Annotated in this window: 26 protein-coding genes and 1 tRNA gene; 14 read left to right on the forward strand and 13 right to left on the reverse strand. The window is 69.4% G+C overall.

What is annotated here, in order from left to right:
• Positions 1–952 (forward strand): penicillin acylase family protein (locus tag SREC43747_RS0114645; RefSeq protein ID WP_161631129.1); only part of this gene is annotated, 952 nt, incomplete at its 5' end.
• 60 nt (positions 953–1,012) lie between these two features.
• On the opposite strand, the gene SREC43747_RS0114650 is transcribed toward SREC43747_RS0114645, so the two are convergent.
• A complete protein-coding gene (locus tag SREC43747_RS0114650) occupies positions 1,013–2,182 on the reverse strand; it encodes a macrolide family glycosyltransferase (protein WP_037332133.1) in 1,170 nt (389 codons plus the stop codon).
• Positions 2,183–2,199: 17 nt separating this feature from the next.
• Here SREC43747_RS0114650 and SREC43747_RS21365 point away from each other — a divergent pair, with 17 nt between their 5' ends.
• Positions 2,200–2,382: a hypothetical protein gene (locus SREC43747_RS21365; protein ID WP_029722040.1), complete on the forward strand. Its 183-nt coding sequence runs from the start codon at positions 2,200–2,202 to the stop codon at positions 2,380–2,382.
• On the opposite strand, the gene SREC43747_RS0114660 is transcribed toward SREC43747_RS21365, so the two are convergent.
• A tRNA-Leu gene (locus SREC43747_RS0114660) sits at positions 2,377–2,453 on the reverse strand. The two genes, SREC43747_RS21365 and SREC43747_RS0114660, sit on opposite strands and share 6 nt — an antisense overlap.
• A gap of 138 nt (positions 2,454–2,591) precedes the next feature.
• On the opposite strand from SREC43747_RS0114660, the gene SREC43747_RS0114665 reads away from it, so the two are divergent.
• The gene (locus SREC43747_RS0114665) at positions 2,592–2,813 is read left to right on the forward strand and encodes a DUF3618 domain-containing protein (RefSeq protein ID WP_029722041.1); all 222 of its coding nucleotides are present in this window, start codon (positions 2,592–2,594) and stop codon (positions 2,811–2,813) included.
• Between the two features lie 72 nt (positions 2,814–2,885).
• Here the strand turns inward: SREC43747_RS0114665 and SREC43747_RS0114670 are convergent, their stop codons facing one another.
• The 8 genes from SREC43747_RS0114670 to SREC43747_RS0114705 all read right to left on the reverse strand — a co-directional run bounded on the left by SREC43747_RS0114670 (position 2,886) and on the right by SREC43747_RS0114705 (position 10,191).
• Positions 2,886–3,551, reverse strand: a complete 666-nt coding sequence (locus SREC43747_RS0114670) for a TetR/AcrR family transcriptional regulator (RefSeq protein ID WP_236623204.1) — start codon at positions 3,549–3,551, stop codon at positions 2,886–2,888.
• Positions 3,552–3,611: 60 nt separating this feature from the next.
• Positions 3,612–3,920, reverse strand: coding sequence for a hypothetical protein (locus SREC43747_RS0114675; RefSeq protein ID WP_029722043.1), 309 nt, complete (start codon positions 3,918–3,920; stop codon positions 3,612–3,614).
• A gap of 100 nt (positions 3,921–4,020) precedes the next feature.
• On the reverse strand, positions 4,021–4,623 hold the full coding sequence (locus SREC43747_RS0114680; protein ID WP_051388048.1) for a nucleotidyltransferase family protein: 603 nt from the start codon (positions 4,621–4,623) through the stop codon (positions 4,021–4,023).
• A 60-nt stretch (positions 4,624–4,683) separates the two neighbouring features.
• Positions 4,684–5,172 carry a nucleoside deaminase gene (locus SREC43747_RS0114685; protein ID WP_029722045.1) on the reverse strand — a complete coding sequence of 163 codons (489 nt, stop codon included), beginning with the start codon at positions 5,170–5,172 and terminating at the stop codon, positions 4,684–4,686.
• Between the two features lie 24 nt (positions 5,173–5,196).
• Positions 5,197–7,497, reverse strand: a complete 2,301-nt coding sequence (pucD, locus tag SREC43747_RS0114690; RefSeq protein ID WP_029722046.1) for a xanthine dehydrogenase subunit D — start codon at positions 7,495–7,497, stop codon at positions 5,197–5,199.
• The gene (locus SREC43747_RS0114695; protein WP_037332129.1) at positions 7,494–8,858 is read right to left on the reverse strand and encodes an 8-oxoguanine deaminase; all 1,365 of its coding nucleotides are present in this window, start codon (positions 8,856–8,858) and stop codon (positions 7,494–7,496) included. The genes pucD and SREC43747_RS0114695 overlap by 4 nt, the downstream gene beginning before the upstream one ends.
• On the reverse strand, positions 8,855–9,325 hold the full coding sequence (locus SREC43747_RS0114700; RefSeq protein ID WP_029722048.1) for a (2Fe-2S)-binding protein: 471 nt from the start codon (positions 9,323–9,325) through the stop codon (positions 8,855–8,857). Before SREC43747_RS0114700 ends, SREC43747_RS0114695 begins: the two co-directional genes overlap by 4 nt.
• Positions 9,316–10,191 (reverse strand): FAD binding domain-containing protein, encoded by an 876-nt coding sequence (locus tag SREC43747_RS0114705; RefSeq protein WP_029722049.1) that lies wholly within the window; start codon positions 10,189–10,191, stop codon positions 9,316–9,318. Before SREC43747_RS0114705 ends, SREC43747_RS0114700 begins: the two co-directional genes overlap by 10 nt.
• 193 nt (positions 10,192–10,384) lie before the next feature.
• On the opposite strand from SREC43747_RS0114705, the gene SREC43747_RS0114710 reads away from it, so the two are divergent.
• The 5 genes from SREC43747_RS0114710 (at position 10,385) to shiA (ending at position 16,368) form a co-directional block, all read left to right on the forward strand.
• Positions 10,385–11,917, forward strand: a complete 1,533-nt coding sequence (locus SREC43747_RS0114710) for a PucR family transcriptional regulator (RefSeq protein WP_051388050.1) — start codon at positions 10,385–10,387, stop codon at positions 11,915–11,917.
• A 233-nt stretch (positions 11,918–12,150) separates the two neighbouring features.
• Positions 12,151–13,365: a type III PLP-dependent enzyme gene (locus tag SREC43747_RS0114715; protein ID WP_029722051.1), complete on the forward strand. Its 1,215-nt coding sequence runs from the start codon at positions 12,151–12,153 to the stop codon at positions 13,363–13,365.
• Positions 13,366–13,431: 66 nt separating this feature from the next.
• The gene (gene speD / locus SREC43747_RS0114720; protein WP_029722053.1) at positions 13,432–13,824 is read left to right on the forward strand and encodes an adenosylmethionine decarboxylase; all 393 of its coding nucleotides are present in this window, start codon (positions 13,432–13,434) and stop codon (positions 13,822–13,824) included.
• Between the two features lie 41 nt (positions 13,825–13,865).
• Positions 13,866–14,738: a spermidine synthase gene (locus tag SREC43747_RS0114725; protein ID WP_029722054.1), complete on the forward strand. Its 873-nt coding sequence runs from the start codon at positions 13,866–13,868 to the stop codon at positions 14,736–14,738.
• A gap of 316 nt (positions 14,739–15,054) precedes the next feature.
• Complete coding sequence (gene shiA / locus SREC43747_RS0114730) at positions 15,055–16,368, forward strand: shikimate transporter (RefSeq protein WP_051388049.1); 1,314 nt, start codon at positions 15,055–15,057, stop codon at positions 16,366–16,368.
• A 6-nt stretch (positions 16,369–16,374) separates the two neighbouring features.
• Here the strand turns inward: shiA and SREC43747_RS0114735 are convergent, their stop codons facing one another.
• Entirely contained in the window at positions 16,375–17,466 is a 1,092-nt protein-coding gene (locus SREC43747_RS0114735; RefSeq protein ID WP_029722056.1) for a hypothetical protein, read from the reverse strand.
• A gap of 99 nt (positions 17,467–17,565) precedes the next feature.
• Here SREC43747_RS0114735 and rbsK point away from each other — a divergent pair, with 99 nt between their 5' ends.
• Positions 17,566–18,465, forward strand: coding sequence for a ribokinase (rbsK, locus tag SREC43747_RS0114740; protein ID WP_236623206.1), 900 nt, complete (start codon positions 17,566–17,568; stop codon positions 18,463–18,465).
• A gap of 91 nt (positions 18,466–18,556) precedes the next feature.
• On the opposite strand, the gene SREC43747_RS0114745 is transcribed toward rbsK, so the two are convergent.
• Positions 18,557–18,907: a histone-like nucleoid-structuring protein Lsr2 gene (locus tag SREC43747_RS0114745; protein ID WP_029722058.1), complete on the reverse strand. Its 351-nt coding sequence runs from the start codon at positions 18,905–18,907 to the stop codon at positions 18,557–18,559.
• Between the two features lie 357 nt (positions 18,908–19,264).
• On the opposite strand from SREC43747_RS0114745, the gene SREC43747_RS0114750 reads away from it, so the two are divergent.
• The 5 genes from SREC43747_RS0114750 (at position 19,265) to SREC43747_RS0114770 (ending at position 24,863) form a co-directional block, all read left to right on the forward strand.
• On the forward strand, positions 19,265–19,729 hold the full coding sequence (locus tag SREC43747_RS0114750; protein WP_037332134.1) for a histone-like nucleoid-structuring protein Lsr2: 465 nt from the start codon (positions 19,265–19,267) through the stop codon (positions 19,727–19,729).
• 158 nt (positions 19,730–19,887) lie between these two features.
• Positions 19,888–21,447: an ABC transporter substrate-binding protein gene (locus SREC43747_RS0114755; protein ID WP_236623207.1), complete on the forward strand. Its 1,560-nt coding sequence runs from the start codon at positions 19,888–19,890 to the stop codon at positions 21,445–21,447.
• A 1-nt stretch (position 21,448) separates the two neighbouring features.
• Positions 21,449–22,408 carry an ABC transporter permease gene (locus SREC43747_RS0114760; protein ID WP_029722063.1) on the forward strand — a complete coding sequence of 320 codons (960 nt, stop codon included), beginning with the start codon at positions 21,449–21,451 and terminating at the stop codon, positions 22,406–22,408.
• Positions 22,405–23,268: an ABC transporter permease gene (locus SREC43747_RS0114765; protein ID WP_029722064.1), complete on the forward strand. Its 864-nt coding sequence runs from the start codon at positions 22,405–22,407 to the stop codon at positions 23,266–23,268. Before SREC43747_RS0114760 ends, SREC43747_RS0114765 begins: the two co-directional genes overlap by 4 nt.
• Positions 23,265–24,863: an ABC transporter ATP-binding protein gene (locus SREC43747_RS0114770; RefSeq protein WP_029722065.1), complete on the forward strand. Its 1,599-nt coding sequence runs from the start codon at positions 23,265–23,267 to the stop codon at positions 24,861–24,863. Before SREC43747_RS0114765 ends, SREC43747_RS0114770 begins: the two co-directional genes overlap by 4 nt.
• A 94-nt stretch (positions 24,864–24,957) precedes the next feature.
• On the opposite strand, the gene SREC43747_RS0114775 is transcribed toward SREC43747_RS0114770, so the two are convergent.
• Positions 24,958–25,158 (reverse strand): hypothetical protein, encoded by a 201-nt coding sequence (locus SREC43747_RS0114775; RefSeq protein WP_029722066.1) that lies wholly within the window; start codon positions 25,156–25,158, stop codon positions 24,958–24,960.
• Positions 25,159–25,395 lie beyond the last annotated feature (237 nt).

Below are 25,395 nucleotides of genomic sequence, written 5' to 3' on the forward strand. Positions count from 1 at the left end.
GGGAATGCCGATCGTCTCGGACCCGGCGTACGAGTGGCGCGGCTGGAACCCGGCCGACAACACCGCGGAGTACACCCCCTTCGAGGAGCACCCGAACTCGATCAACCAGGACTACTACGTCAACTGGAACAACAAGCAGGCTCCGATGACCACCGCCGACCGCGCGGAGAAGACCGCGGTGCAGCGCGGTGACCTGCTGGACAGCCGGGTCTCCGAGCTCATCGCCGACGGCGGGAAGGTGACCCGGGCCAACCTGGTGCAGGCGATGGCGGACGCCGGGGTCACCGACCTGCGCGCCGAACGCGTCCTGCCGGACCTGCTGGAGATCATCGACAGCAGCCCGGTGACCGATCCGGAAACGGCGCAGCTCGTCGAACAGCTGCGAGCCTGGCTCGCCGACGGCGGCAAGCGAGTGGAAACCGAACCCGGCAGCCGGCAGTACGCCCACGCCGAGGCCATCCAGCTGATGGACGCCTGGTGGCCGCTGCTGGTGCGGGGCATCTTCGAACCGGCGGTCGGCAGCGACGCCTACCAGGCGCTCACCGGAGTGATGGGGATCAACGAGTCCCCGTCCGGGTGGCAGAACGGAGAACCCGGGCTGCGCGCGGGCCAGCCGCACCAGGGCTCGGCGTTCCAGTTCGGCTGGTTCGGCCAGGTCTCCAAGGACCTCCGGGCCGTCCAGGGCGAACCCGTGCGAGGCGGTTTCGGCGAGCCGCTGTGCGGTGGCGGGGACCTCGGCGACTGCCGGCAGATCCTGCTCGACACGCTGCGGGAAGCCGCCGCTGTGCCGGCTGACGAGATCTACCCGGGGGACGCCGACTGCGCCGCCGGCGACCAGTGGTGCGCCGACGCGATCGTGCACAGCAAGATCGGCGGCATCTCCCAGGAGCCCATCAGCTGGCAGAACCGGCCCACCTACCAGCAGGTGGTGGAATTCCAGCGGCACCGGTGAGCGGTGAGCCGGGCAGCGGACGAGCCCCGCTGCCCGGCTCGGTCTGCCGTGGTGGGGCCGCTACCCGGCTGCGGGCAGCATCGACTCCACGATCTCCACCGCCCGCTGCAGACCGCCGGCTTCCGCGATCTCCTGCCGCACCGCCCGCAGCCGCCGGTGCACCGCGGGATCGGCGTGCACCGCCAGAGCGGTCTCCCGCAACTGCTCCGGGGAGACCGAACCGGAATCGACCTGCCGCCCCAGCCCGAGCTCCTCGAGCCGGGCGGCGTTCGCGAACTGCTCCGCGGCTTGCGGTGCGGCGACCATCGGAACCCCGTGGGACAGCGCCTCGCAGATCCCGCCCATCCCGGCGTGCGTGATGAACAGATCGGCCTGGGCGAGAACAGCGCGCTGCGGCACCCACGGGTGGATCTCGACGTTGTCCGGGATCTCGCCCAGCTCCGCGGGATCCACCATGCGGCCGATCGACATCACCACGTGCCAGTCCAGCCCGCCGAAGGCGGCCAGGCAGGTGCGGTAGAACTCCGGAACCTTCGTGTAGGCCGATCCCATGGAGATCAGCAGCACCGGGCGGTCGTCCGGCCGCTGCCACGGCTCCTCCGGTTCGGTCAGCAGCGGGCCGACGAACGTGCAGGCGTCGGACACCGTGTCGGCCCGGTACTGGAAACTCCGCGGAATGGTCACGATGCACCGCGGCGGAGTGGTCAGCGCGGTGAAGTCCAGCTCCACGCCCTGCCTGGCCAAGTACGCGTCGTACTCGGCCTGCACCTTCGCCAGTTCAGGCGTGGCCTGCACGTCGAACTGCTGCTCGATGCCTTCGAACGCCACGTGCGTGGGTGACAACTGGAGGTACGGGACGCCCCACCGGTGCGCCAGCACCGGGGCTTGGAAAGCGGCGATGTCGTACAGGATCAAATCCGGCCGGTCGCCCGCGTAGGCCTCCTCCAGCTGGGCCACCACCCGTTCGGTCTCCCGCAGGAACAGCTCCTGCACCGCGGGCAGTTCCTCCGGCCACTTCTGGTTCGGGGAGGAGGGGGAGGGCAACACGCTGGTGTGGAACACCGGCTCGGCGCCGGTCCGCCGCACCTTCGGGCCGAACTCCTCGGTGGTCGGGCAGGTGACCCGGTGGCCCCGGGACACCAGTTCGCGCACCAGGCCGAGCCCCGGATTGATGTGCCCGTGCGCGGGGATGGTCATGAAAGCGATGTGCGCGGGGACAGTGCTCCGCATCATGCGAACAACTCCTGGTGATCTTCGTTGAGCAGGTCGGATCCACCGCGCTCGACGAGAACGCGGTGGGGCGGAACGCGGGGTGCGCGACGGCCAGCTCAGTGGAACAGCAGCAGACCACCAGGGGCCACGGGAATCACCTCGACAACGGGACGGAGTTGTTCCGACGCGTCGACGAACCACGCCGACGAGCGTGGTGAGGCCGGTGGGATTCGAACCCACACTGGCTAGGACCTAAACCTAGTGCCTCTGCCAATTGGGCTACGGCCCCAACGGGCCCCAGCGTAGCGTGTGCCCCGATCACCCTGTGCAAGGTGCCCTGGCTTGCCGGACACGGTTCGCGGTCGGTGCGTTCAACGCCGGCGAGTGCTCTACCGTGACAGCAACCAGGTGAACGTGAGGAGGACACGTGGCCCGCGATCCGGACGAGATTGAACGCGAGATCGAGCAAGCGCGCGACGCCCTGGCCGCGACCTTGGACCAGCTGAGCGTCAAAGCGGACCCGAAGCGGTTCATCGACTACGGCACCAACACGGTGCGGGAAAAGCTCGACGATCCCCGGGTCCGCTACGTGCTGATCGGGGTCGGTGCGCTGGTCACCATCGCCGTCGTGCGCAAGTTGTTCCGGTAGACCGGTCAGCGGAGTGGGGCCGGCCCCGCGGGCGGTGCTCCAGCGGCTGGCCCTCACCCGCACCCGGCCAGGTCAGCTGGCCGACTCCGCCGGGCGCCGCAGCAGCGGCAGCAGAGCGGTGTTCAGCAGTCGGTCGACGAACCGGTTGTCCAGTGGTTCGTCGGCGAGCATCAACCGGTACAGCAGGTTCGCCCCGGCCAGTTCCACCACCGTGTCCACCGGGGCCTCGGGGTGCACGTCCCCGCGCTGCACTCCGCGTTCGAGGATCCGCCGCAGCACGTCCCGCTGCGGGAGCAAGAAGGACGCGCGGAAGGCCGCGGCCAGCTCCGGCTCGTGCGGCAGCTCACCGACCAGCGCCTGCGCGGCCTTGCCCGCCGGTCCGGTGAGGAAGGACGCGAAAGCGCGCAGGAACTCCCGCAAGTCCTGCTCCGCCGACCCGGTGTCGGGCACCGGGATGTTGCGCTGCACCAGCTGGTTGCAGGTGTCGATGATCAAGTCCAGCTTCGAGTCCCACCGGCGGTAGATGGTGGCCTTGCCGGCGCGGGCGTGCGCCGCCACGGCATCCATCGTCAGAGCGCGGTAACCGACCTCGGCCAGCAGCTCCATGGCAGCTTGGCGCAGCGCGGCGTCCCGGCTGGCGTCGCGGGGGCGGCCGCGGCCGGCCCCGGCTGGCCGGCCGGTCTCGGCGCTGGCTGGTGCCGGGTTTTCCGCACTCGTGCTGTTCGTCGGCCCGTTCACGGCAGACATCCTAGGAACCGGGGACAACATGTCCACTGTGCTCGACTCGGGGCGTGTTCGCTACTGGTGCTGCTGCATCGACGCCAGACTGCCGCTGACGTTGGCCGCGACGCGGGCGGTTTCCTCGTCGGAGAAACCGTGCCGGGCCTGCAGGTAAGCCGTGGTGAAGGCGAACGCGTCCCCGTTCAGCAGGTGCACCACGACGCGTCCGTTGTCCTCCGGGGCCAGCTCCTCGATGAGCTGCTCGGCCTTGTCCCGCGCGGCGATCAACCCGGGCGCGCGCTCCACGCGCTGGTCAGACTCCGTGCTCACGGTGATCTGCCAGTCATCGCCGTCCGGAACGTAGTTGGCGGTGATGTGCGTCGCCATGAATCCTCCGGCTCTGCTCGGTCGGACATCTCAAGGTGGGGTTGCCGGTGCCGGGGAGGTGCTCTGCCAGGCACACCGCAGCGGCCGCTGACTCTACGAGCTAGCCGCGGTCGAGATCTTCAGGATGGTCGACATCGAATCCTTCCGATACATCGTCACAGGCCACCAGGGTGACTTCGCGGTCGCGGAGATAACTCCGCGCGCCCACATCCCCGGTCGCGGCAGCCTGAACTCCCGACCAGTGGGACCGGCCGAGTAACACAGGGTGTCCGCGATCACCTCGGTAGGTGGCTGCGGCGAGCGCCGTGTCGCTGGCGAGCTCGGCAATCCGGCGGACGGCTGCAGCTTCGACCCCCGGCATGTCGACCGGGAGCACCACCGCGGCAGTCACCGGGGAAAAACTTAGTGCCGCCAACCCCGCGCGCAGCGACGACCCCATGCCGCTGCGCCAGCGAGGATTGACCACCACCGTCGCCCCGGACAATTCCGCGGTCGTGCGGACCTGGTCGGCAGCCGCGCCCAGCACCACCACGACCGGCGCGCAACCGCCCGCGGCGAGCACCTCGGCAGCACGCTCCACCAAGAGCTGACCGCGGTAGCTGACCAGGGCTTTCGGCTTGCCGAACCGCTTGCCCCCGCCGGCCGCCAGCACAATGCCCGCCACGTGCGGCAACGATGCACCCCCCTGACAAGCCGCTGACATCCCCGCCAGCCAGCTTATCCGTGCCGCTCGTCAGGAGGAGAGGAGTTCACCTGGGGGCGCTCAGTAATCAACCCGGTTCGGATTGTTCCGCCACGCCTCGAAGGGGCTGGTGCGCTCGGGCACGTCCAACCGCCGCACCTGCATCGGCCAGTGCTCGCGGTCCGGGTCGTCGAACAGCTCGTAGAAGGCCCGGTCGTCGAACCCCGCGGCAGCGGCGTCGTCCCGGTCGGCCGCGTACAGCACGCGGTCCAGCCGCGCCCACAGCGCAGCGGCCAAGCACATCGGGCACGGCTCGCAGGAGCTGACCAGCACGCAACCGGAGAGCTGGAAGGTTCCCAACGCGCGGCACGCCCCGCGGATCGCGGTCACCTCCGCGTGTGCGGTCGGATCCAACTCCGCGGTCACCCGGTTCGTGCCGGTGGCCACCACCTCCCCGGCGCGGACGACCACCGCGCCGAAGGGGCCGCCACCGGCTGCCACGTTGCGCCGGGCCAACTCGACGGCCTCCGCCAGCCAGGCCTGCTCCGCGCTCGCCACCGCATCAACCATCTCGTGCTCCTGCCAGACCGCTCTTCAACTTCCGACGATGTGCTCGGGGGAGACCGGGACGTGGGACAACGCCTTCCCGGTGGCGTCCCGGATGGCGGCGACCACCGCCGGGGTGGACGAGATCGTCGGCGGCTCGCCGACCCCGCGCAGCCCGTACGGGGCGTTGGGATCCCCTCGCTCGAGGACCTCGACCTCGACCGGCGGCATGTCCAAGATCGTGGGGATCAGGTAGTCGGTGAAGGACGGATTGCGGATCCGCCCGTTGGAGACCTGCAGCTCCTCCATCACCGCCAGCCCCAACCCCTGGGCCGAGCCGCCCTGGATCTGGCCGACGATCGCGTCCGGGTTGACCGCCTTGCCGACGTCCTGCGCGCAGGCCAGCTGCACCACCTTCACCAGCCCCAGCTCGGTGTCGACGTCCACCACGGCCCGGTGCGCGCAGAACGCGTGCTGCACGTGGGTCCGTTGGCTGCTGCCGGACTCGTCCAACGGGAAGGTCGGGCGGTGGTGGAACTCCCGGGTTTCCTCCAGCACTTCGTCCGCCAGGACCTCCACCAGGTCGGCGATCACCCCGTGCGCGTCCGAGACCACCTTGCCGCCGTGCAGCGAAAGCCGCTCCGGCGGCTCGCCCCAACGCTCACCGACCAGCTGGAACAGCTTCTGGCGCACCGCTTCGCAAGCGGCCTTGACGGCCCCACCGGTCACGTAGGTCTGCCGGGAAGCGGAGCTGGAGCCGGCCGGGCCGACGCTGGTGTCGTTGGGGTGCACGACCACCCGCTCCACCCCGAGCTCGGTGCGGGCTATCTGCTGCTGCACGACCAGCAGGCCCTGGCCGACTTCGGCGGCGGCGGTGTGCACCGTGGCCACCGGTTCACCCCCGAGCACCTCCAAGCGCACCCGGGCGGTGGAGAAGTCGTCGGCGCCCTCGGAGTAGCAGATGTTCTTGATCGTCACGCCGTAGCCGATGCCGCGGACCACTCCCTCGCCGTGGGTGGTGTTGGCGACCCCGCCGGGCAGTTCCCGGACATCGGTGGTGTCGGTCTCCGGGGGCAGCGGCATGTCCCGCACGCGCTGCAGGAGTTCGGCCACCGGAGCCGGGTAGTCCAAGACCTGACCGGTGGGGGTGCTGTCCCCCTGTTCGATGGCGTTGCGCACCCGCAGCTCCACCGGGTCCATGCCCAGTTCGGCCGCGAGCTTGTCCATTTGCGACTCGTAGGCGAAAGTGGGCTGCACCGCGCCCAGTCCGCGCATCGCGCCGCACGGCGGATTGTTGGTGTACAGCCCCCAACTTTCAATGTGGACGTTCGGCACCCGGTACGGTCCAACGCCCAAAGTGGAACCGTTGCCGACCACCACCGGGGTCTTGGAGGCGTAAGCACCACCGTCGAAGTACTGCCGCGCCTTGACGTAGACCAGCTTCCCGTCCCGGGTGGCGCCGTGCTCGTAGTAGAGCTTGGCCGGGTGCCGGTGCACGTGCCCGTGGAAGGACTCCTGCCGGCTGTAGACCATCTTCACCGGCTTGCCGGTGCGCAGCGCCAGCAGGCAGACGTGGACCTGCATCGACAGGTCCTCCCGGCCGCCGAACGCGCCGCCCACCCCGGACAGCGTCATCCGCACCTTCTCCGGCGGCAGGTCCAGCGACTTGGCGATCTGCTGCAGGTCCGAGTGCAGGTCCTGGGTGGCCAGGTACAGGTCCACGCCGCCGTCCTCGGCGGGAATGGCCAAACCGGCCTCCGGGCCCAAGAAGGCCTGGTCCTGCATCCCGATGGTGTAGACCCCGGAGACCACCACGTCGGCTTCGGCCCGCGGATCGCCCTTGACGATCGTCTGGTGGCGCACCACGTTGCCGTCCGGGTGCAGCTTCGGCAAGGACGGGTCGTGGGCCGCCCGCTCGGCGTCCAGCACCGGGTCCAGCTCTTCGAACTCGACCCGGATGCGCTCCAGCGCGCGCCGCGCCGTCTCGGGGTGGTCCGCGGCGACCAGCGCGATCGGTTCCCCCACGTAGCGGACGACGTCTTCGGCCAGCACCGGCTGGTCGGCGTGCTTCACCCCGTACCGGTTCAACCCGGGCACGTCCTCGGCGGTCAACACCACGTGCACCCCCGCCAACCGCAGCGCGTCGGTGATGTCGATCGACTCGATCCGGGCGTGCGGGTGCGGGCTGCGCAGCGTGGCTCCCCAGAGCATGTCCTCGGCCCACAGGTCGGAGGCGTAGGCGAACTCGCCCCGCACCTTGCTGGGCCCGTCCGGGCGCCGCGGGGACTCCCCAACACCACCGGCGATGGTGTCACTGAGCTGCGAAGTGCGTGGTGGCGCTTGGCTCATCGCGAAACCTCCCGGGTGCGGATCCGGGCGCTTGCCCGGCTGAGCTGACGGGCCAGTTCGGCCGGTGCGGCGGTGGTGAGCCGACCGTCGACGACGACCGCGCGGCCGCCGCAGAGCAGCCGGTGCAGCGGGGGCAGCGGTCCGAGCACCAGGGCGGCGACCGGGTCGTCGATGCCCGCGTGCTCCAGACCGTCCAGCCGCCACACGGCGATGTCGGCGAGCTTCCCCACCTGCAGGGAGCCGAGTTCGTCCTCCCGGCCCAAGCACCGGGCGCCGTCGCGGGTCGCCAGCCGCAGCGCTTCCCGCACCGACAACGCCCGCGGTCCGTACCGGGAGCGGGCGGTCAGCAGCGCCTGCCGCATCTCCTGGCCCAGGCCGCCGTGCTCGTTGGAGGCGACCCCGTCCACCCCGAGCCCCACCGGCACTCCGGCGTCCAGCAGCGGCCGCACCGGTGCGACACCCGCGCCCAGGCGGCCGTTGGAGCTCGGGCAGTGCGCCACGCCGCTGCCGGTCGCGGCCAGCCGGTCGATCGCGGCACCGGACAGGTGCACGGCGTGCGCCAACCACACGTCCGGGCCGAGCCAGCCGAGCTCCTCGGCGAACTCCACCGGGGTCAGGCCGGTCTCGGCGCGGCACTGCTGCTCCTCCTCGGCGGTTTCGGCCAAGTGCGTGTGCAGCCGCACCCCGTGCTCCCGGGCCAGCTCGGCGGAGCGCCGGAGCAGGTCGGAGGTGACCGTGAACGGGGAGCACGGGCCCACCGCCACCCGGACCATCGCCCCCGGGGCGGGGTCGTGGAACCGCTCGATCGCCCGCTGCGCACCCACCAGGGCGTCCTCAGTGGATTCGACGACGGAATCCGGGGGCAGTCCGCCGTCCGAACGACCCCGGTCCATCGAACCGCGGACGAGGTGCAGCCGGATGCCGATCTGCTGGGCGGCGTCGACCACTGCGCCGAGCACATCACCCCCGTCGGTGGGGAAGAGGTAGTGGTGATCGGCGGCGGTGGTGCAGCCGGTGCTCGCCAACCTGGCCAGCCCGGCCGCGGCCGCCCACCGGGTGGTGTTCTCGTCGAGCCCGGCCCACACCGGGTACAGGTCGGTCAGCCACTGGAACAGGGGCGCGTCCACCGCGTAGCCCCGGGTCGCCCACTGGTACAGGTGGTGGTGGGTGTTGACCAGGCCGGGGGTCACCAGGCAGCCCGAGGCGTCGATCCGTTCGGCAGCCCCGCGGTCGACCGGCGCCGGCCCCGGCCCGACGGCGGTGATCCGGTCGCCGTCGACGACCACGTGCCCCTCGGCGTACTCGGTCCCGGCGTCGTCCACCGCGGCGACCGCTCCGCCTTCGATGACCACCCTGCTCATCCGTCCGCCACCTGCCTGGCGGCCAGCCGCACCGCGTCCATGATCTTCTCGTAGCCGGTGCAGCGGCACAGGTTCCCGGCCAACCACTCGCGGATCTCGGCGTCCGAGGGGGACGGGTTGTGCTGCAGCAGCGCGTGCACCTGCACGACCAGGCCCGGGGTGCAGAAACCGCACTGCACCGCACCGGAGGCGACGAACGCCTCCTGCACCGGGTGCAGGTGGTCGCCTTCGGCGATCCCCTCGACGGTGCGCACCTCGCGGCCGTGCGCCTGCCCGGCCGGCACCAGGCAGGAGCACACCGGCACCCCGTCCAGGTAGACCGTGCACGACCCGCACTCGCCCTGCTCGCAGGCGTTCTTGGCGCCCAACAGCCCGAGGCGCTCCCGCAGCACGTACAGCAGGCTCTCGCCTTCCCAAACGTCGTCGGCCGCGGTCCGCTGGCCGTTGACGGTGAACTTCACGCGCATGCCCGCCTCCCCGTGCGGTGTTCCTCCCAGGCCCACGACAGCGTCCGGCGGGCCAGCACCGCCAAGGCGTGCCGCCGGTACCCGGCTGAGCCGCGGACGTCGTCGATCGGAGCGGTCTCCTGCGCCACCAGCTCGCCGAACCGGCGCAGCACCGGATCCGGCAGCGGGTCCGGGCGTTCCCAGCGGTCGGCGAGTTCCCCGCGGAGGAACTGCTCGGCCCGCTCGGCCCGGATCGGGGTGGGGGCCGCCGAACCGACACCGGTGCGCACCTGGTGCTGCTCCGGGTGCAGCGCGAGGGCGAAGCTGCACACCGCGATGACCATCGCGTTGCGCGGGCCGATCTTGGCGAACTGCTGCGGCCCGGTGGCCACCGGCACGTGCACCGCGGCGATCAACTCGTCCTCGGCGAGCGCGTTCCGCTTGGGGCCGGTGAAGAACCGGTCCGCGGGCACCAGGCGCGTGCCGCGCACCGACGCCACCTCCACCTGCGCTGCGCAGGCGAGCAGCGGCGGGTGGCCGTCCCCGGCCGGTGATGCGGAGCCGAGGTTGCCGCCCAGCGTGCCGCGGTTGCGGATCTGGGGCGAACCGACCGTGCGGCTGGCCATGGCCAGCCCGGGCAGCCGGTCGCCGAGTTCGCCGATCACCCGGGCGTAGGGCACCGCGGCGCCGAGCCGCACGGTGCCGCCGTCGAGGGACCACTCGGTCAGCTCGGCCACGCCGGAGAGGTCGAGCAGCGCTTCCGGGCGGAGCCGGTCGAAGTTGACGTCGACCATCACGTCCGTGCCGCCGGCGACCGGGACCGCGGTCGGATGCGCGGCTTTGGCGGCCAGGGCTTCTGACCAAGAGCTCGGGCGGAGGAATTCCACGGCGCACCCCCGTTGTGGGTGGACTGGAGTGGGGCCAGTACACCTGGTCGAACGGCTGCCGACTAGCGGTGAAAGCGCTGAAAAACCTTCCTGGTGAGGGCCTTCGACTAGTATTTTCCTCCAAAAGCGCAGCTGGTCGTCGGTCCAGCTGCGGCCATCCGGCCCGGCCGGGCGAAACTGTCGAGGTGCGTTGTTGCTGCTGGGTGATCTGCTCGCGGACTCCTCGCTCGGTCTCGCACTGCTCGCCGGGGAAGACCAGCTGCACCGCCCGGTCCGGGGGGTTTACATCACCGACCTGATCGACCCGAGCCGCTACCTGCACGGCGGGGAACTGGTCCTCAGCGGGCTGGTGTGGCGCAGCTGCCCGGAGGACTCGGAGAAGTTCGTCGCGGCGCTGGTCGAAGCCGGGGTGGCCGGGCTGGCCGCGGGAACCGCCCGGTTCGGGCACGTCCCGGCGGATCTGGTCGAGGCGTGCCGCCGGAACGGCCTGCCGGTGTTCGAGGTGCCGATCGCGGTCAGCTTCAACACCTTGGCCGAACGGGTGCAGCGCCAGTTCGCCCCGCGCCGGGAGCTGGTGGCCGCGGTGGCCTCCGGGACCGGGTTGGAGCAGCTGGTGCAGCTGGCGGAAGCCGAGCTCGGCGCGGCCTGCTGGGTGCTGGCGGCAACCGGGTGGGTGGTCGCCGCCGCTGGAGAACTCCCCGAACCCGCCCGGCGCGCAGCTGTTTCGGAGCTGGTGGGCTCTGCCGCGTTGCCCCGCGTGGTGCGAGCCGGCGAGAAGTACGTGCTGTGGCCGGTGACGTCCGACGTCGAACCGCGGGCAGCCCGTTGGGCGATCCTGGTGCGCGGTGATCTGGCGGAGTGGAGCGCGGCCCAAGAAGCGATCGCCGCGGATTTCAGCACCGCCGTGGCGGTGGTGCGGGCCAGGGTCGAGCAGGCCCGCCAGATCGCGGGGCGCGCGGTGGAGACCGCGCTGCGCCGCTTGGCGGACCGCAGGCTGGCGCCCGGTGAGGTCACCGCTCGACTGGAGAGCGCGGGACTGCCCACCGACCAACCGCTGCGGGTGGTGACGCTCCGCCTGGGCGAGGCCGCTTCGGCGGCCGCTCTGCTGCGCGAGATCGCCGCGGCCACCGGCCTGCCGGCGGTCGTCGCCGCGCAGGAGGACTCCGCCACCGCGCTCTTCGCCGGTGCTCCTGGCGAACTGGACGGGTTGGGGCAGCGGTTGCGGGAGATCGTCGACGCCGTTGCCGCCGGACTGGACGGGCAGCAGCTGGCCGTCGGGATCAGCGACACGACCGGGGCCGCGGGGTTGCCGGGGGCGGTGGAGGAGGCCGGTTACGCCTGCCAGCTCGCCGCTCGGCGCGGCACGAGCACCGGGGTGGCCGATTCCGCCGAGCTGGCCTCCCACGAAGTGCTGCTGGCGGCGGTGCCGGACGGGCTGCGCGAGTCCTACCGGGAGCGCGTGCTGGGCCGGCTCGTCGACTACGACCGCGAGCACCGCTCCGACCTGGTGGGGACGCTGCGGGCCTTCCTGGCGTGCGCCGGCTCGTGGTCCCGGTGCGCGCAGCAGCTCCACGTGCACGTCAACACCCTCCGGTACCGGTTGCGGCGGATCGAGGAGATCACCGGCCGGGATCTGAGCAGCTTCGCCGCCCGGGTGGATTTCTACTTGGCGCTGGAACTGGACCGGGGATCCGGTGAACGACCGGTGAAGCGCAGGAGTAGTTGACCGAACACGTCCGGTAATCGACGGTGCGGGCGCGGCTGGCGTGCCGCACCTGGAACGGGTGCACCATTTCGTGTGTGTAGTCACAATTCGTAAATCAGCTGTGCAGACGGGGTGGGTGCGGTTCGAAATCTTCAGGCCAGCGAGGTACCGTGCTTGGTCGCAGTTACGCTCTAAGGGGCGCTCGCTCCGTCAAAATCCGTTAACCCCCCCGACCCGAGATGGAGGTACCGGGATTGACCGATCTGTCCGCCACCGCAGGCGTGACGGACCGCTCGAGCGGCACCGGGCAATCGGGTGACCGCGGTGCAACCGATCACATCCAGGAGTTCCTGCGCCAGCAGGATCCGGAAACCCCTTGTCTGGTAATGGATCTGGCATCGGTGCGCCACCGGTACCGACAACTGCGAGCCGCTCTCCCGGACATTCGCATCTGCTACGCGGTCAAGGCCAATCCCACTCCCGAAGTGGTGCGGGAACTGGTCGCTCTCGGGTCTTCATTCGACGTGGCCAGTCCGGGAGAAATAGACCTGTGCCTGGCCGAAGGCGCGGCTCCGGAATCGATCTCCTACGGGAACACGATCAAAAAGGGCCGGGACATCGCCCGCGCTTATCGTCAAGGAGTTCGGCTGTTCGCCACGGACAGCCCCGCGGATTTGGCCAACATCGCTGAAAACGCCCCGGGTTCTCGGGTTTTCTGCCGGATCCTGGTGGACAACAAGGGATCTCGCACTCCGTTCGGCCGGAAATTCGGCTGCCAACCGCGAACCGCGGTGGCCCTGCTGCTCCGCGCCCGCGAACTGGGGCTCGACGCCTACGGAGTTTCTTTCCACATTGGATCACAGCAGCTCGACCCCGGTGCTTGGGAACACGGGATCCGGGCTGCCCGCGAAGTCTTCGACGCGTGCGCGCAGCACGGTCTGCAGCTCCAGATGGTGAACCTGGGCGGCGGACTGCCCGCCCACTACACCCAACCGGTGCCGCCGCTGGCCGACTACGTGCGGGCCATCGAGACGTCCCTGGACCGCCACTTCGGCGAACAGCGGCCGCAGCTGCTCATCGAACCCGGTCGTTTCATCGTCGGTGACGCAGGCGTGCTGCGCAGCGAGGTGGTGCTCGTCGCCGACGCGTGTGACGGCGAGAACCGCTGGGTATACCTGGATATCGGAAGGTACGGCGGGCTCGCCGAGACGGAAGGCGAAGCCATCACTTACCGACTGCGCACTTCCCGCGACGGTGACCCGTGCGGGCCAGTGGTGTTGGCTGGTCCCACCTGCGATGGTGACGATGTGCTGTACCAGCGCACCAAGTACGCGCTGCCGTTGACCCTGCGCAGCGGCGACTGGGTGGACCTGCTCAGCGCCGGTGCCTACACCGCGAGCTATTCCTCGGTGGGGTTCAACGGTTTTCCGCCGATGCGCACTTACTGCATCGACGGCGATCAGGAATAGATCGCCGAACGACTGCCAATTTCACTCGCCCGCTTTGGGATCTGCGAAATGATGGGAGGTCGATAGATGTCCGTTGACACCGGGACGCCGCCGGTAGGTCTGTTCACCGGCCAGCACGTCCTCGCTGAGCTGGAAGGCGTTTCTCCGGAGCTGCTCGACGACGAACAGTTCTTGCGGGACACCTTGTACAAGGCGCTGGCGGAATCGCGAGCCACCGTGTGCGACATGATGGCCAAGCGGTTCGAGCCGCAGGGCGTCACCGTGTTGGCGCTGCTGTCGGAGTCCCACGCTTCGCTCCACACCTACCCCGAAGACGGATCGATCTTCATTGACGTCTTTACCTGCGGGCACACCGCGCAACCGGAGCGAGCTGTTCAGCTGCTCGCCGAGGCGCTCAAACCGACTTCGATGAACACCCAGACCATCCACCGCGGCCGGGACTACGGGCTGGGGGCGTGACCGACACCCCACCGGGCAAGGGAATTCGAGGAGGAGCACCGTTGATCGAACTCGACGGGCACCGTTGGATCAAAGAGCCGATGGGCGCCGACCTGCAGCGCCTGTGGCGCATCGACGAAGTGCTGTGGGAAGGCGACACCGACTACCAGCACGTGGTGATCGGCCGCACCGCGCAGGGAATTTCCCTGTTCTGCGACAACGATCGGCAGAGCACGGAATTCTCCCAGCTCGTCTACCACGAGGCGATGATGGTGCCGGCGTTCCTGCTCGCCGAGAAGATCGAGCGCGTGCTCATCATCGGCTCCAGCGAAGGCGTGGCCAGCCAGATGTCGGTCCAGGCCGGGGCGACCCAGGTCGACCACGTGGACATCGACAAGCAGTGCGTGCAGCTCTGCGCGCAGCACCTGCCGTACGGCTACACCCCGGAGGAGCTGCAGCGGGCCGAGAAGGGCGAAGGCCCGATCAAGCTGCACTACGCCGACGGGTGGAGCTTCTTGGACCAGGCTCCACCGGAGGGCTACGACATCGTCGTGGTGGACCTGCCGGACGAACGCGCGGACGAGAACGACGGTCAGCACAACCGCTTGTACGGCGAGGACTTCGTCCGACGCTGCCAGACGGTGCTCTCCCCGGGTGGCGTGGTCGCCTTCCAGGCCGGTTGCCCCACGCTGTGGCGGAACGAAACGCTGGTCCGCGCCTACAACCGGTTCCGCAACGTGTTCGACACGGTGGTCTACTTCGGCTCGGACGAGCACGAGTGGGCCTTCCTGTTCGGCCGGGTCGAGCAGATCGATGACCCGACCAACGCGATGCTGGAAGCCTATCCGCGGATTTCCTACCGCCCGCAGACGATAGACGACGCCAGCCTCATCGGCCGCACGGTTCCACCGTATTCCGTGCGCCACCAGAGCTGAGCGCGACCAGCGAACGCGATTCGGCCCCCACCGCTCGGGTGGGGGCCGAACTCGTTCCTGCCCCGGGGCCGCGCCCTCCCGGCTTCGCCGTGCAGGCGGAGCGCAGCGTTCCCGAACCGAAGCCACCGCCCGCGGAACGCCCGGCTGGCGACCGACCGCTCGTCCCGCACGCTGCGTGCTCCTCCGGTCGCCCGCTGTGACCTCGGGTTTTCGCGGTGTGACCTCCGCTCGCGCGTTCTTGACCAGGGGGTCGGCGGGCGGGAGCATACCCGGCAATTGCCGCACGCCGGGTGCGGAGTCCGCACAGGAGGTTCCAATGACTGGCGCCCCCAGCCAGGTGACGGGCAGGCCGGGCCGAGCCGCGTTGGCGAGCTCCATCGGAGCAGTGGTGGAGTGGTACGACTTCCTGCTCTACGGGATCGTCGCGGCCGTCGTGTTCGACCGGGCCTTCTTCCCGGAGATCAGTCCGCTGGCCGGGACCCTGGCCGCGTTCGCCACCTTCGGTGTGGGATTCGTCTTCCGCCCGCTCGGCGGATTGTTCTTCGGGCACTTCGGCGATCGCATCGGTCGCAAGCGGATGCTGGTCTGGACCGTCCTCCTGATGGGGTTGGCCACCGCGGCCATCGGCCTGCTGCCGACCTACCACAGCATCGGCTGGTGGGCGCCGCTGGCGCTGGTGCTCCTGCGGGCCGTGCAGGGTTTCGCCGTCGGCGGCGAGTGGGGCGGTGCGGCCCTGATGGCGGTCGAGAACGCGCCCCCGAAGCTCCGGGCGTTCTTCAGCAGCGGGGTTCAGGTCGGCTACTCGGTCGGTTTGATCATGGCCACCGGCGTCGTCGGCCTGCTGCAGCACTGGCTGGGGGAGGCCGCCTTCCAGGAGTGGGGGTGGCGGATCCCGTTCGTGCTCAGCGCGCTGTTGGTGGCGTTGGCCCTGTGGATCCGCTCCGGCGTGCCGGAGAGCAAGGTCTTCGAGAGCGGGGACGCCGAACCGGCGGCCGCTGCGCTGCCCGTCGCCAAAGCGCTTCGCCACCACCCGGCGGCGTTCTTCCAGATCATCGGCATGCGGCTGGGCGAGTTGCTGACGATGTACATCGTCACCACCTTCGCGCTCGCCTACGCCACCGACGATCTCGGTTTCAGCTCCGCCCTGGTGCTCAACATCGGGTTGGTCGTGGGGGCCGTCGGCATCGTCACCATCCCGCTGTACGCGTGGTTGTCCGACCGCTACGGGCGCAAACCGGTGTTCGTCATCGGCGCCGTGGTGGGTGTGCTGGCCACGGTGCCGTACTTCCTGTCCCTCCAGGCCGGCTCCGCCGTGCTGGTGGTGGTCTGCTCCATCGTGCTGGTCAACGTGGCCCACGACATGATCGTCAGCGTCCAGCAGCCGCTGTTCACCGAGATGTTCGGTCCCGAGTACCGCTACAGCGGTGCCGGGCTGGGCTACCAGGTCGCCGGTGCGCTGGGCGGCGGCTTCACCCCGTTCATCGCCACCGCGCTGGTCGCGTTCGGCGGTGGCAGCTGGTACTGGGTGGCGGCTTACCTGGCGGCCGGTTGCGCGATCTCCGCGCTGGTCGCGCTGGCGCTGCGGGAGCGGCGCCCGGAAGCGGTCGCCGAGCCGCTCCTCACCCGCTGACGGCGGTCACTCGAACGGCAGGTAGGGGTGCATTCCCGCGGCGCCGTCCCGGGGGATGAACCACTGCTCGTAGGCCAACCCGTGCGCCCGCAGGCCGGCTTCGGTCTGCTTGGCCCGGGCCGAGCTCTCCGCTCCGCCGTCGGTGACCGGCACTTCGACCTCGTACAGCTCGGCGGGGTTGAGCTCGGCGAAGGCCTGGCGGGAGAACTCGGCGAACAGCGGTTCGCTGCCGTCCCAGGAGAGCAGTTCCGTCGCTTCCAGGACCACTCTCGCCTCGTTGATGAACAGCTGCAGCGCCAGGGCTTCGGCGACGGTGCGCGGCGGGCGCCAATCGGGGCTGGTCAACCGGGTGGCCACCATCGACGAGGCCAGCAGGAACGCCCGGGCGAACGCCGAGTCGTACCGGTGGTCGTAGCAGGGCGGCAGCTCTTCCAGCACGAGCAGGCCGATGGCGTCGGCGACCGTCGCGTTGTTGATCGCCAGCGCCAGCTCGTCGTAGAAGATCTCGTCGGTGACCACCCGAATGGCGTGCACCAGGGCACCGCTGGCCAGCCTGTTGAGCTCCTCCGGCTGGCCGGGGGCGAAGTCGCGGGGGGAGAAGGCCCGCAGCTGCGGGGCGAACTTGAGCAGCTCGGTCCGCCACTGGTCGGCGGTCATGGCCGGTTGCTGGCCCTCCAGCGCTTCTTCGACGGCCGCGGACAGCTCGGGCTGCACCTCGCCGTTGCTCTCCACGCTCTCGAGGCCTGCTGCGGCGAGCCGCTCGTTGAACTCGTCCTCGGTCAGCTGGACCTCGGGGTTGGTGACCAGCCATCCGGTGAGCAACTCGTTCTCGCTGATCATCTCGTTGAGCACGGAAGCGGCCGCGTTCTCGGCGGCCATCAGCGAGGGAGCTTCGAGGGAGAGGACCACGTTGGCCCCTCTGGAGTGCACGGCGACGTGGAAGTCGAGAACGTCGATGGACGTGCCGTCGGGGCCGCTGACGCCCTCCACGAGGGCCAGGTGGCGGTCGAGTATCGACGCGACGCCTTCCTGCTGGAGCGCATCGAGCTCGGTCACGCCGACCGGCGGCTCGAGCTCTGCTGACACCGAGTAGTCCACCGTGTGTGCCTCCTCGACGGTTGCAGGGCATCGTACTGCTTTCCCGGTGAGCTGACCCGTTAAGCCACAGCGGCTTCACCATCGGTGATGATGGGACTCGTGACGACGAATGTGGCGGTATTCGGCAGTTGCAACATGGACCTGGTGGCCTACGTCAGCACCGCTCCCGGGCGCGGGGAGACCGTGCTGGGGCGGGAGTTCCACACGGTTCCCGGCGGCAAAGGGGCCAATCAGGCGATCGCTGCCGGAAAGGCCGGTGCGCGGGTGCAGATGATCGGCGCAGTTGGTTCGGACGATTTCGGCACCCGGATCAGAGAAAACCTGATTGCCTCCAATGTGGAGGTCAAGGGCCTGCGGACGGTTCCCGGGCACAGCGGGACCGCGCACATCGTGGTGGACGACCAGGGCGGTAATTCGATCGTGGTCATCCCCGGGGCCAACCAGGCGCTGGACGCCCTGGCCGCCGGGGACGAGGAACTGATCGCGGCGTCGGACAGCCTGCTGCTGCAGTTGGAAGTCCCGTTCTCCGGGGTGGCCGCGGCCGCGCAGGCCGCGCGGCGCCACGGCGTTCGGGTGATCCTCACACCGGCCCCGGCGGCCCAGCTCGGCGAGGACATTTTGTCCAATGTAGACATGATTGTGCCGAACGAGCACGAAGCGGCCGTGCTCACCGGCAGCACCGACCCGGAGCAGGCGCTGGCCGCGCTGCTGCGCGACGTCCCCGAAGCGGTGATAACCCTCGGGCAGCGGGGCGCGCTGTACGGCAACCGGGACGGCGAGACCATCCAGGTCCCGGCCCTGCCCGTCACCGCGGTGGACACCACTGCCGCAGGGGACACCTTCGTCGGGGTGCTGGCCACCGCGCTCGGCGAAGGCCGGCCCGTGCGCGAAGCCCTGCGCCGGGCCTCCGCGGCGGCCGCGATCGCCGTGCAGCGCCCGGGCGCCAGCAGCTCCATGCCGACGGAAAAAGAAATCACCGATTTGCTGGCCAGCCGGTGAGCCGGGGGGTGAAAAACGAGTGGCCCGCATTGCGCGGGCCCGAAATCGGAGGCGGCCGGATATCGGGTGCGCACCGGCCGCCCGGCGTGCCTTAGTGGGCTTCGTTGTACGCCTCAACAATATCCGCGGGAATGCGGCCTCGGTCGGAAACCTGCATGCCCTGTTTCCGGGCCCATTCCCGGATGGCCTGGTTGCGCTCGCGGTCAGCCGCTGTGGGGGCAGACGAGGTGGCCTTGCCAGCCTTGTTCTTGGCGGGACGCTTGCGGCCACCGACGCGGCGCGCGCAGGCCACGTAAGCTGCCAAGGATTCGCGGAGTTTCGCGGCGTTTTCGTTGGACAGGTCAATCGCGTAGCTCACCCCGTCCAGAGCGAACTCCACGGTGGTGTCCGCTGGCGAGCCGTCGACGTCGTCGACGAGCTGCACGGTGACTTTCTGCGCCACTGTAACCCTCGATTCCGGATTCGTAATTCCCCATTGCCCTCGCGCTAGCTAAGGCGAAGAGCGAGCGAACAATAAACGATTGCCTCGATAATGTTCTACCTGCCCTCGGCGTTTTAGGAGTGTGCTCCAGATTACTTTCACATTGTGTGCATACCGGTTGCTGTCCGTTTTGTTTCCCCGGCCGCGGGCCCGCTGTTGCTTGACCCACCTGGTGGTTAGCGCCGGCCAGCCGTGCTGTTCTATGGTTATAAGCGAGACACCGGTGATGCCGCGTGCTACAACGCGCCAGGACCGCTAGTAGTCTCACGAGCAGGCGTTTGTTGATAACGGCGGGGAACGTTCCCGAGACAGGTGATCATGGCCGAGCGGATTCAGGTCGAACTCGTCGATGACATCGACGGGTCCCCAGCCCAGCACACCATCACGTTCGCGTTGGACGGCGTGACGTATGAAATCGACCTGAATGACCGGCATGCCCGACAATTGCGTTCAACGCTGGAGCGTTACATCAAGCGCGGTCGGAAGAAAGCGCAGCGCGCCTCCCGCGGCAGCAAGCAGCGAGAACGCGAGGAAAAGCGGGCACGTCGGGTCAACCGGCAACTGACCGAACAAATCCGTGGCGCCGCCCAACGCACCCGGGAACACCTCAACCGCAAAGCGGCCGAGGAACAAGCGCAGCCGGAACCGGAAACCGCCGAACAATCCGGACCAACCGCCGAAGACCAGCCGCTGTTCGAGGCACCGGCCGAAAAACCCGGGAAAAAGGAGCAGCAGCGCATCCCGGCCGTGGTCATGCCCCAGTTCTCCTCGGCGGCCGACTGAAGCTGCCAGCGCCATTCAGGTCGCCATGATCCCGGAATGATTACGGGGCATGGACAGTGGAAAACGCATCGCCGTACCGTTTCGTCACTGGTGCTTAGGGGGCGCGAGTGAAGTTGCGGTACAGGTGGTGCGTCGCAGCGTCAGCGCTGGTCGCGGCCGTGTTCACGACATCTTGCAGTCCGCTGGTCGACACCGCGCGAACCGCTGCGCAGCAGCGCGTTTCCGTGCAAGCCCCGACCGTCCGGGGCGGCACCGCGGTCGTGGCGCTGAGCCAGGAACCGGACAAGCTCGACCCGAGCCTGGGAACCACCCTCGCCGGCCGGCAGATCTTCGCCAGCATGTGCGAGAAGCTCTACGACGTGGCGCAGGACGGGCGGATCGTCCCGCAACTGGCCGCGGCGCTGCCGCAGGTGTCCCCGGACGAGCTCACCCTCACGATCCCGCTGCGGCAGAACGTCCGGTTCAACGACGGAACGCCCTTCGACGCGGCAGCCGTGCGCAAGAGCCTCGACCGGCACCGCCAGCTGCCCGCCTCAGCGCGCAAGGCCGAACTCGCCGCGGTGGAAACCGTCGAGGTCGTCGACCCCCACACCATCCGGTTGCGGCTGTCCCGCCCCTACGCGCCGCTGACCAGCGCGCTGGCCGACCGAGCCGGAATGATCATGTCCCCGGCGCAGCTCGACCGGCTCGGTGACGACTTCTCCGACCACCCGGTGTGCGTGGGACCGTTCTCCTTCACCGAACGCGTCGCCCAACACCGCATCGTCCTGGACCGCAGCCCCCACTACTACGACCGGGACAAGGTCCGACTGGACCGGATCATCTACCGGGCGGTCCCCGACGACAACATCCGACTGGCCAACCTCAGATCGGGCGAATTCGACGTCGCCGCCGAGATCAGCCCCACCGACGTGCCCGTGGTCTCCCGCGAAAAGGGACTGGTCCTGCTCAACCAGCCCTCCATGCAGTACATGGGCATCACCGTCAACGTGCGCAACACCGGCGCCGGCAGCCCGCCCCGCGGCCCCCTGGCCAGCGACGAACGCGTCCGACAAGCCCTCTCCGCGGCCATCGACCGCGACATCCTGAACAAGATCGCCTTCAACGGCCTCTACCAACCCGCCTGCGGACCCATCCCGCCCGTCAGCCCGTACGCCACCCCGAAGACCCAAGCGTGCCCACCGCACGGCCCGCAACGGGCCCGCCAACTGCTGCGCGAAGCAGGCGTGCCCACCCCCGTGCCCGTCGAACTGCTCATCCCCAACGACCCCGCCGGCAGCCGCATCGGCCAGGTCGTCCAAGCGATGGGCGCCGAAGCCGGATTCCACATCACCCTCCGGCCCACCGAAGGCACCACCCTCATCACCGAGAGCAAGCAGGGCAACTTCCAAGCCGCCCTGCTGGGCTGGTCCGGCCGCCCCGACCCCGACGGCAACATCGCCGACTTCCACACCCGGGACGGCGCCAACAACTACAGCGGCCACCACGACCCGCGAACCGAAGCGTTGATCCACCAGGCAGCCGCCGAAACCGACTTCGACCGGCGCCGCGACCTCTACGAACAGATCATCCCCCAGCTGCAGCGCCACAGCAGCGTCATCTACCTCTACCGGCAGCAGCACTACACCGCGCACACCGATCAACTCGCCGGCGTGCAGGTGCGCTCCGACGGACTCATCCGACTCACCCAGGCCGGCCGGACCGCGCAGGAGAACTGACATGCTGCGCAGCTACGCACTCAACCGGATCCTGCAGGCACTGGTCACGCTCGTCCTGGTCTCCCTGGTGGTCTTCGCCGGCTTGCGAGCCCTGCCCGGCGACCCGGCACTGGCCATCGCCGGCGCCGAAGCCGACGACGCGACCCTCGCCGAAATCCGCCGCGAACACGGACTCGACCAGCCCCTACCGGTCCAGTACCTCACCTGGGTCGGCCGAACCCTGCAAGGCGACTTCGGCGAATCCACCAGCACCGGCCTGCCCGTGCGCGACATCATCCTCAGCCGCTTGCCGGTCACCCTCGAACTCGCGGCGCTCAGCCTGCTGGTCGCCGCCCTCATCGGAGTCACCACCGGGGTGCTCGCCGCAGTCCGCCGAGGCGGCCTGCTCGACTGGCTCGGCAACGGCATCGCCCTGTTCGGGCTGTCCATCCCCAACTTCTGGCTCGGCCTGCTGTGCGTGCTCGTGTTCGCGGTGGCGCTCGGCGTCCTGCCCGCCTCCGGCTACCTGCCCTTCACCACCTCACCCCTGGGCAACCTGGAACGCATGGTGCTGCCGGCCTTCGTGCTCGGCAGCGGACTGGCCGCGGTCCTCATGCGCCAAACCAGGTCAGCGATGCTCGACACGCTGGCCGCCGACTTCATCCGCACCGCCCGCGCCAAAGGAGCAGGCGAGTGGCGAGTCGTCGGCATCCACGCCCTGCGCAACAGCCTCACCACGGTCATGACCATCCTCGGCCTGCAGCTCGGCTCCCTGATCTCCGGAGCAGTGGTGACCGAGCAGATCTTCGTGCTACCGGGCTTCGGGAAACTCATGGTCGACTCGGTGTTCACCCGCGACTACCCGGTGATCCAAGCCGCGGTGCTGCTCACCGGGGCCGGGTACATCGTGATCAACCTGCTCGTCGACCTGCTCTACTCCGTCCTCGACCCGCGCATCAGAGTCAGCGGAGCACCCGCATGAGCACCACGACCGGAACCCGCGCGCTCGGCTCCCACCGAGTGCTCCAACGCCTGCTCCGCCACCCCACCGGCTGCGCCGGCCTGGTGATCAGCGCCCTGTTCGTCCTCATCGCGCTGACCGCGCCGGTGCTCGCACCAGGCGACCCGGCAGCCGTCGACTTCGCGAACGTGCTCGCCCAACCCGGCCCGGACGCGCCGCTCGGCACCGACGAACTCGGCCGCGACCAACTGACCCGCACCCTCCACGGCATCCGCTCCTCGATGCTGGTCGGGGTGCTGTCGGTGGTCCTGGCGCTGGTCGCGGCCACCCCGCTCGGACTGATCGCCGGCTACTACCGGGGCATCACCGACACCGTGGTCTCCCGGATCACCGACACCCTGCTGGCCTTCCCGTTCCTGGTGCTGGCGGTCGGACTGGCCGCGGTGCTGGGGGCCTCGCTCACCAACGCGGCGATCGCCATCGGCCTGGCGCAACTGCCCAACTTCATCCGAGTGGTCCGCGGCGAAACCCTCCGATCGGTCGAGCAGGACTACGTCTCCGCCGCCATCGCCGCCGGAGCCCGGGACACCACCGTCATGTTCCGGCACGTCCTGCCGAACTCGTGGAACGCCCTCCTGGTGCAGATCACGGTGGCGATCCCGCAGGCCATCATCAGCGAATCGCTGCTGTCCTTCCTCGGCCTCGGCGTCCAACCACCCACCCCCTCGCTGGGGCTGATGCTCTCCGCCGCCCAGACCTACTTCGCCCAAGCCCCCTGGCTGGTCGTCTTCCCCGGAGCGGCCATCGTCCTGGTCACCCTCGGCTTCAACCTGTTCGGCGACGGGCTGCGCGACGCGCTCGACCTGAAGGGGGTTCGATGACCGGCCTGTTGACGGTGACCGACCTGCGGGTGCAATTCCGGTCCGGACGGACCACCACGCCAGCGGTCCGCGGCATCGACTTCACCGTCCACCCCGGCGAAATCGTCGCACTGGTCGGAGAATCCGGTTCCGGCAAGAGCATCACCGCCATGTCCGTGCTCGGACTGCTACCCCCGAACGCCGAAGTCAGCGGAAGCATCGAACTCGGCGGAACGGAGCTCATCGGACTCCCCGGGCCCGAGCTGCGGCGCATCCGCGGCGGCCGGGTCGCCATGATCTTCCAAGAGCCGATGACCTCCCTCAACCCGGTGTTCACCATCGGATGGCAACTGGCCGAAGCAGTTCGCCTGCACTCCGACGCCACCCGGGCCCAGGCCCGCGATCGGGCTGCTGAACTCCTGGAGCTCGTCGGCATCCCCGAACCGCGCCAGCGGCTCGACCACTACCCGCACCAGCTCTCCGGCGGGCAGCGGCAGCGGGTGATGATCGCCATGGCCCTGGCCGGGCAGCCGGAACTGCTGATCGCCGACGAACCCACCACCGCCCTCGACGTGACGGTCCAGGCCGGCATCCTCGCGCTGCTCGAAGACCTGCGGGACCGGCTCGGCACCTCGATCCTGCTCATCACCCACGACCTGGGGGTGGTGGCCGACATCGCGGACCGGGTCTTGGTGATGCACCGGGGAGAACTCCTCGAAGAAGCCGAAACGACCCGGTTGTTCACCGCACCCCAGCACCCGCGCACCGCGGAACTGCTCGCCGCGGTGCCCCGGCTGGTGGTCTCCGAGCGGGAGCGGACCCGGGATCCCGGGGCGGACCCGCTCCTGGACGTCTCCGAGCTGGTGGTGGAGTACCGCGGGCACACCGCGGTGAACGGGGTTTCCCTGCAGGTCGGTCGCGGTGGAACCACGGCCCTGGTGGGGGAGTCCGGTTCCGGGAAGTCCACCGTGGGCAGAGCGGTGGCCAGGCTGGTCGAGCCAGCTGCCGGCCGGATCACCCTCGCCGGGGCCGACATCACCCGGCTCTCCCGCCGCGCACTGCGGAAGGTGCGCCGGAACATCGGACTGGTCTTCCAGGACCCCGCCTCGTCCCTCGACCCCCGGATGACGATCGGCAGCACCATTGCGGAACCGCTGCGGCTGCACCGCGTCGCCCGCGGCAGGGAACTGGCGCGCCGGGTGGATGAGCTGCTGGACGCCGTGGGACTGGACAGCCGGATGCGCGACCGGTACCCGCACGAACTGTCCGGTGGTCAGCGCCAGCGGGTCAGCATCGCCCGCGCGCTGGCCCTCGGACCGGAATTGCTGATCGCCGACGAACCCACCAGCGCGCTCGACGTTTCGGTGCAGGACGCGGTGCTCGAGCTGCTGCGGGAACTCCAGCGGGAATGGCGGTTCGGCTGCCTGTTCATCAGCCACGACCTGGCCGTGGTCAGCGAACTGGCCGAGCGGGTCGCGGTGATGCGCCGGGGCGAGGTCGTGGAGAGCGGGGACTGCGGGGAGGTGCTGGCCGAACCGCAGCACGAGTACACCCGGCAGTTGTTGGATTCGGTGCCGGTGCCCGATCCGGTGCAGCAGCGCCAGTTCACGACGTGAGCAACGGACGGCACCGGCCAAGAACTCCTGCTGCCCACTGCGGTTGAACCCCGCGGGGCGCGAGACCGCGTCCCCCGGTGCGGTGGTCGCGGGCCTACTGCTTGCTGGTCCGCTGCCGACGCGCGCGGCTCCGGGAACCGGTCTTCTTGCTCTTCGCCGCTTTCGTCGTTTTCGCGTGCTCCAGCTTCTCGGCCAGCGCAGCGGCGAACTCCGGTGGATCGCTCGGCCCCCAGTCGTTGTCCTCCGGGTCCATCAGAGTGTTCCGCAGCTCTGTGTAGATCGGTGTTGCGTCCACTGCTACCCCCCGTGTTGACGGTTGAGACGCAGGCTACCGACGGTGTTCGGAGGAGGCTCGGTGAAGATCAAGAACCACCCGATCGGGGACATGACCGGAGCGAGTTGACGAGGTATGGCTCGCTCGCCTCAACGGGTGGTTTTACTCCCGTTGACCTGGTGTTTTGTTGTTTTGTGGGGGGTGGTGTTCGGCGGTGTTCGGTGGGGGTGTAAATTGTTTTGTGCCAGCGCGGAGCGG

The organism is Saccharopolyspora rectivirgula DSM 43747, assembly GCF_000497205.1.
GTDB classification, from domain to species: domain Bacteria; phylum Actinomycetota; class Actinomycetes; order Mycobacteriales; family Pseudonocardiaceae; genus Saccharopolyspora; species Saccharopolyspora rectivirgula.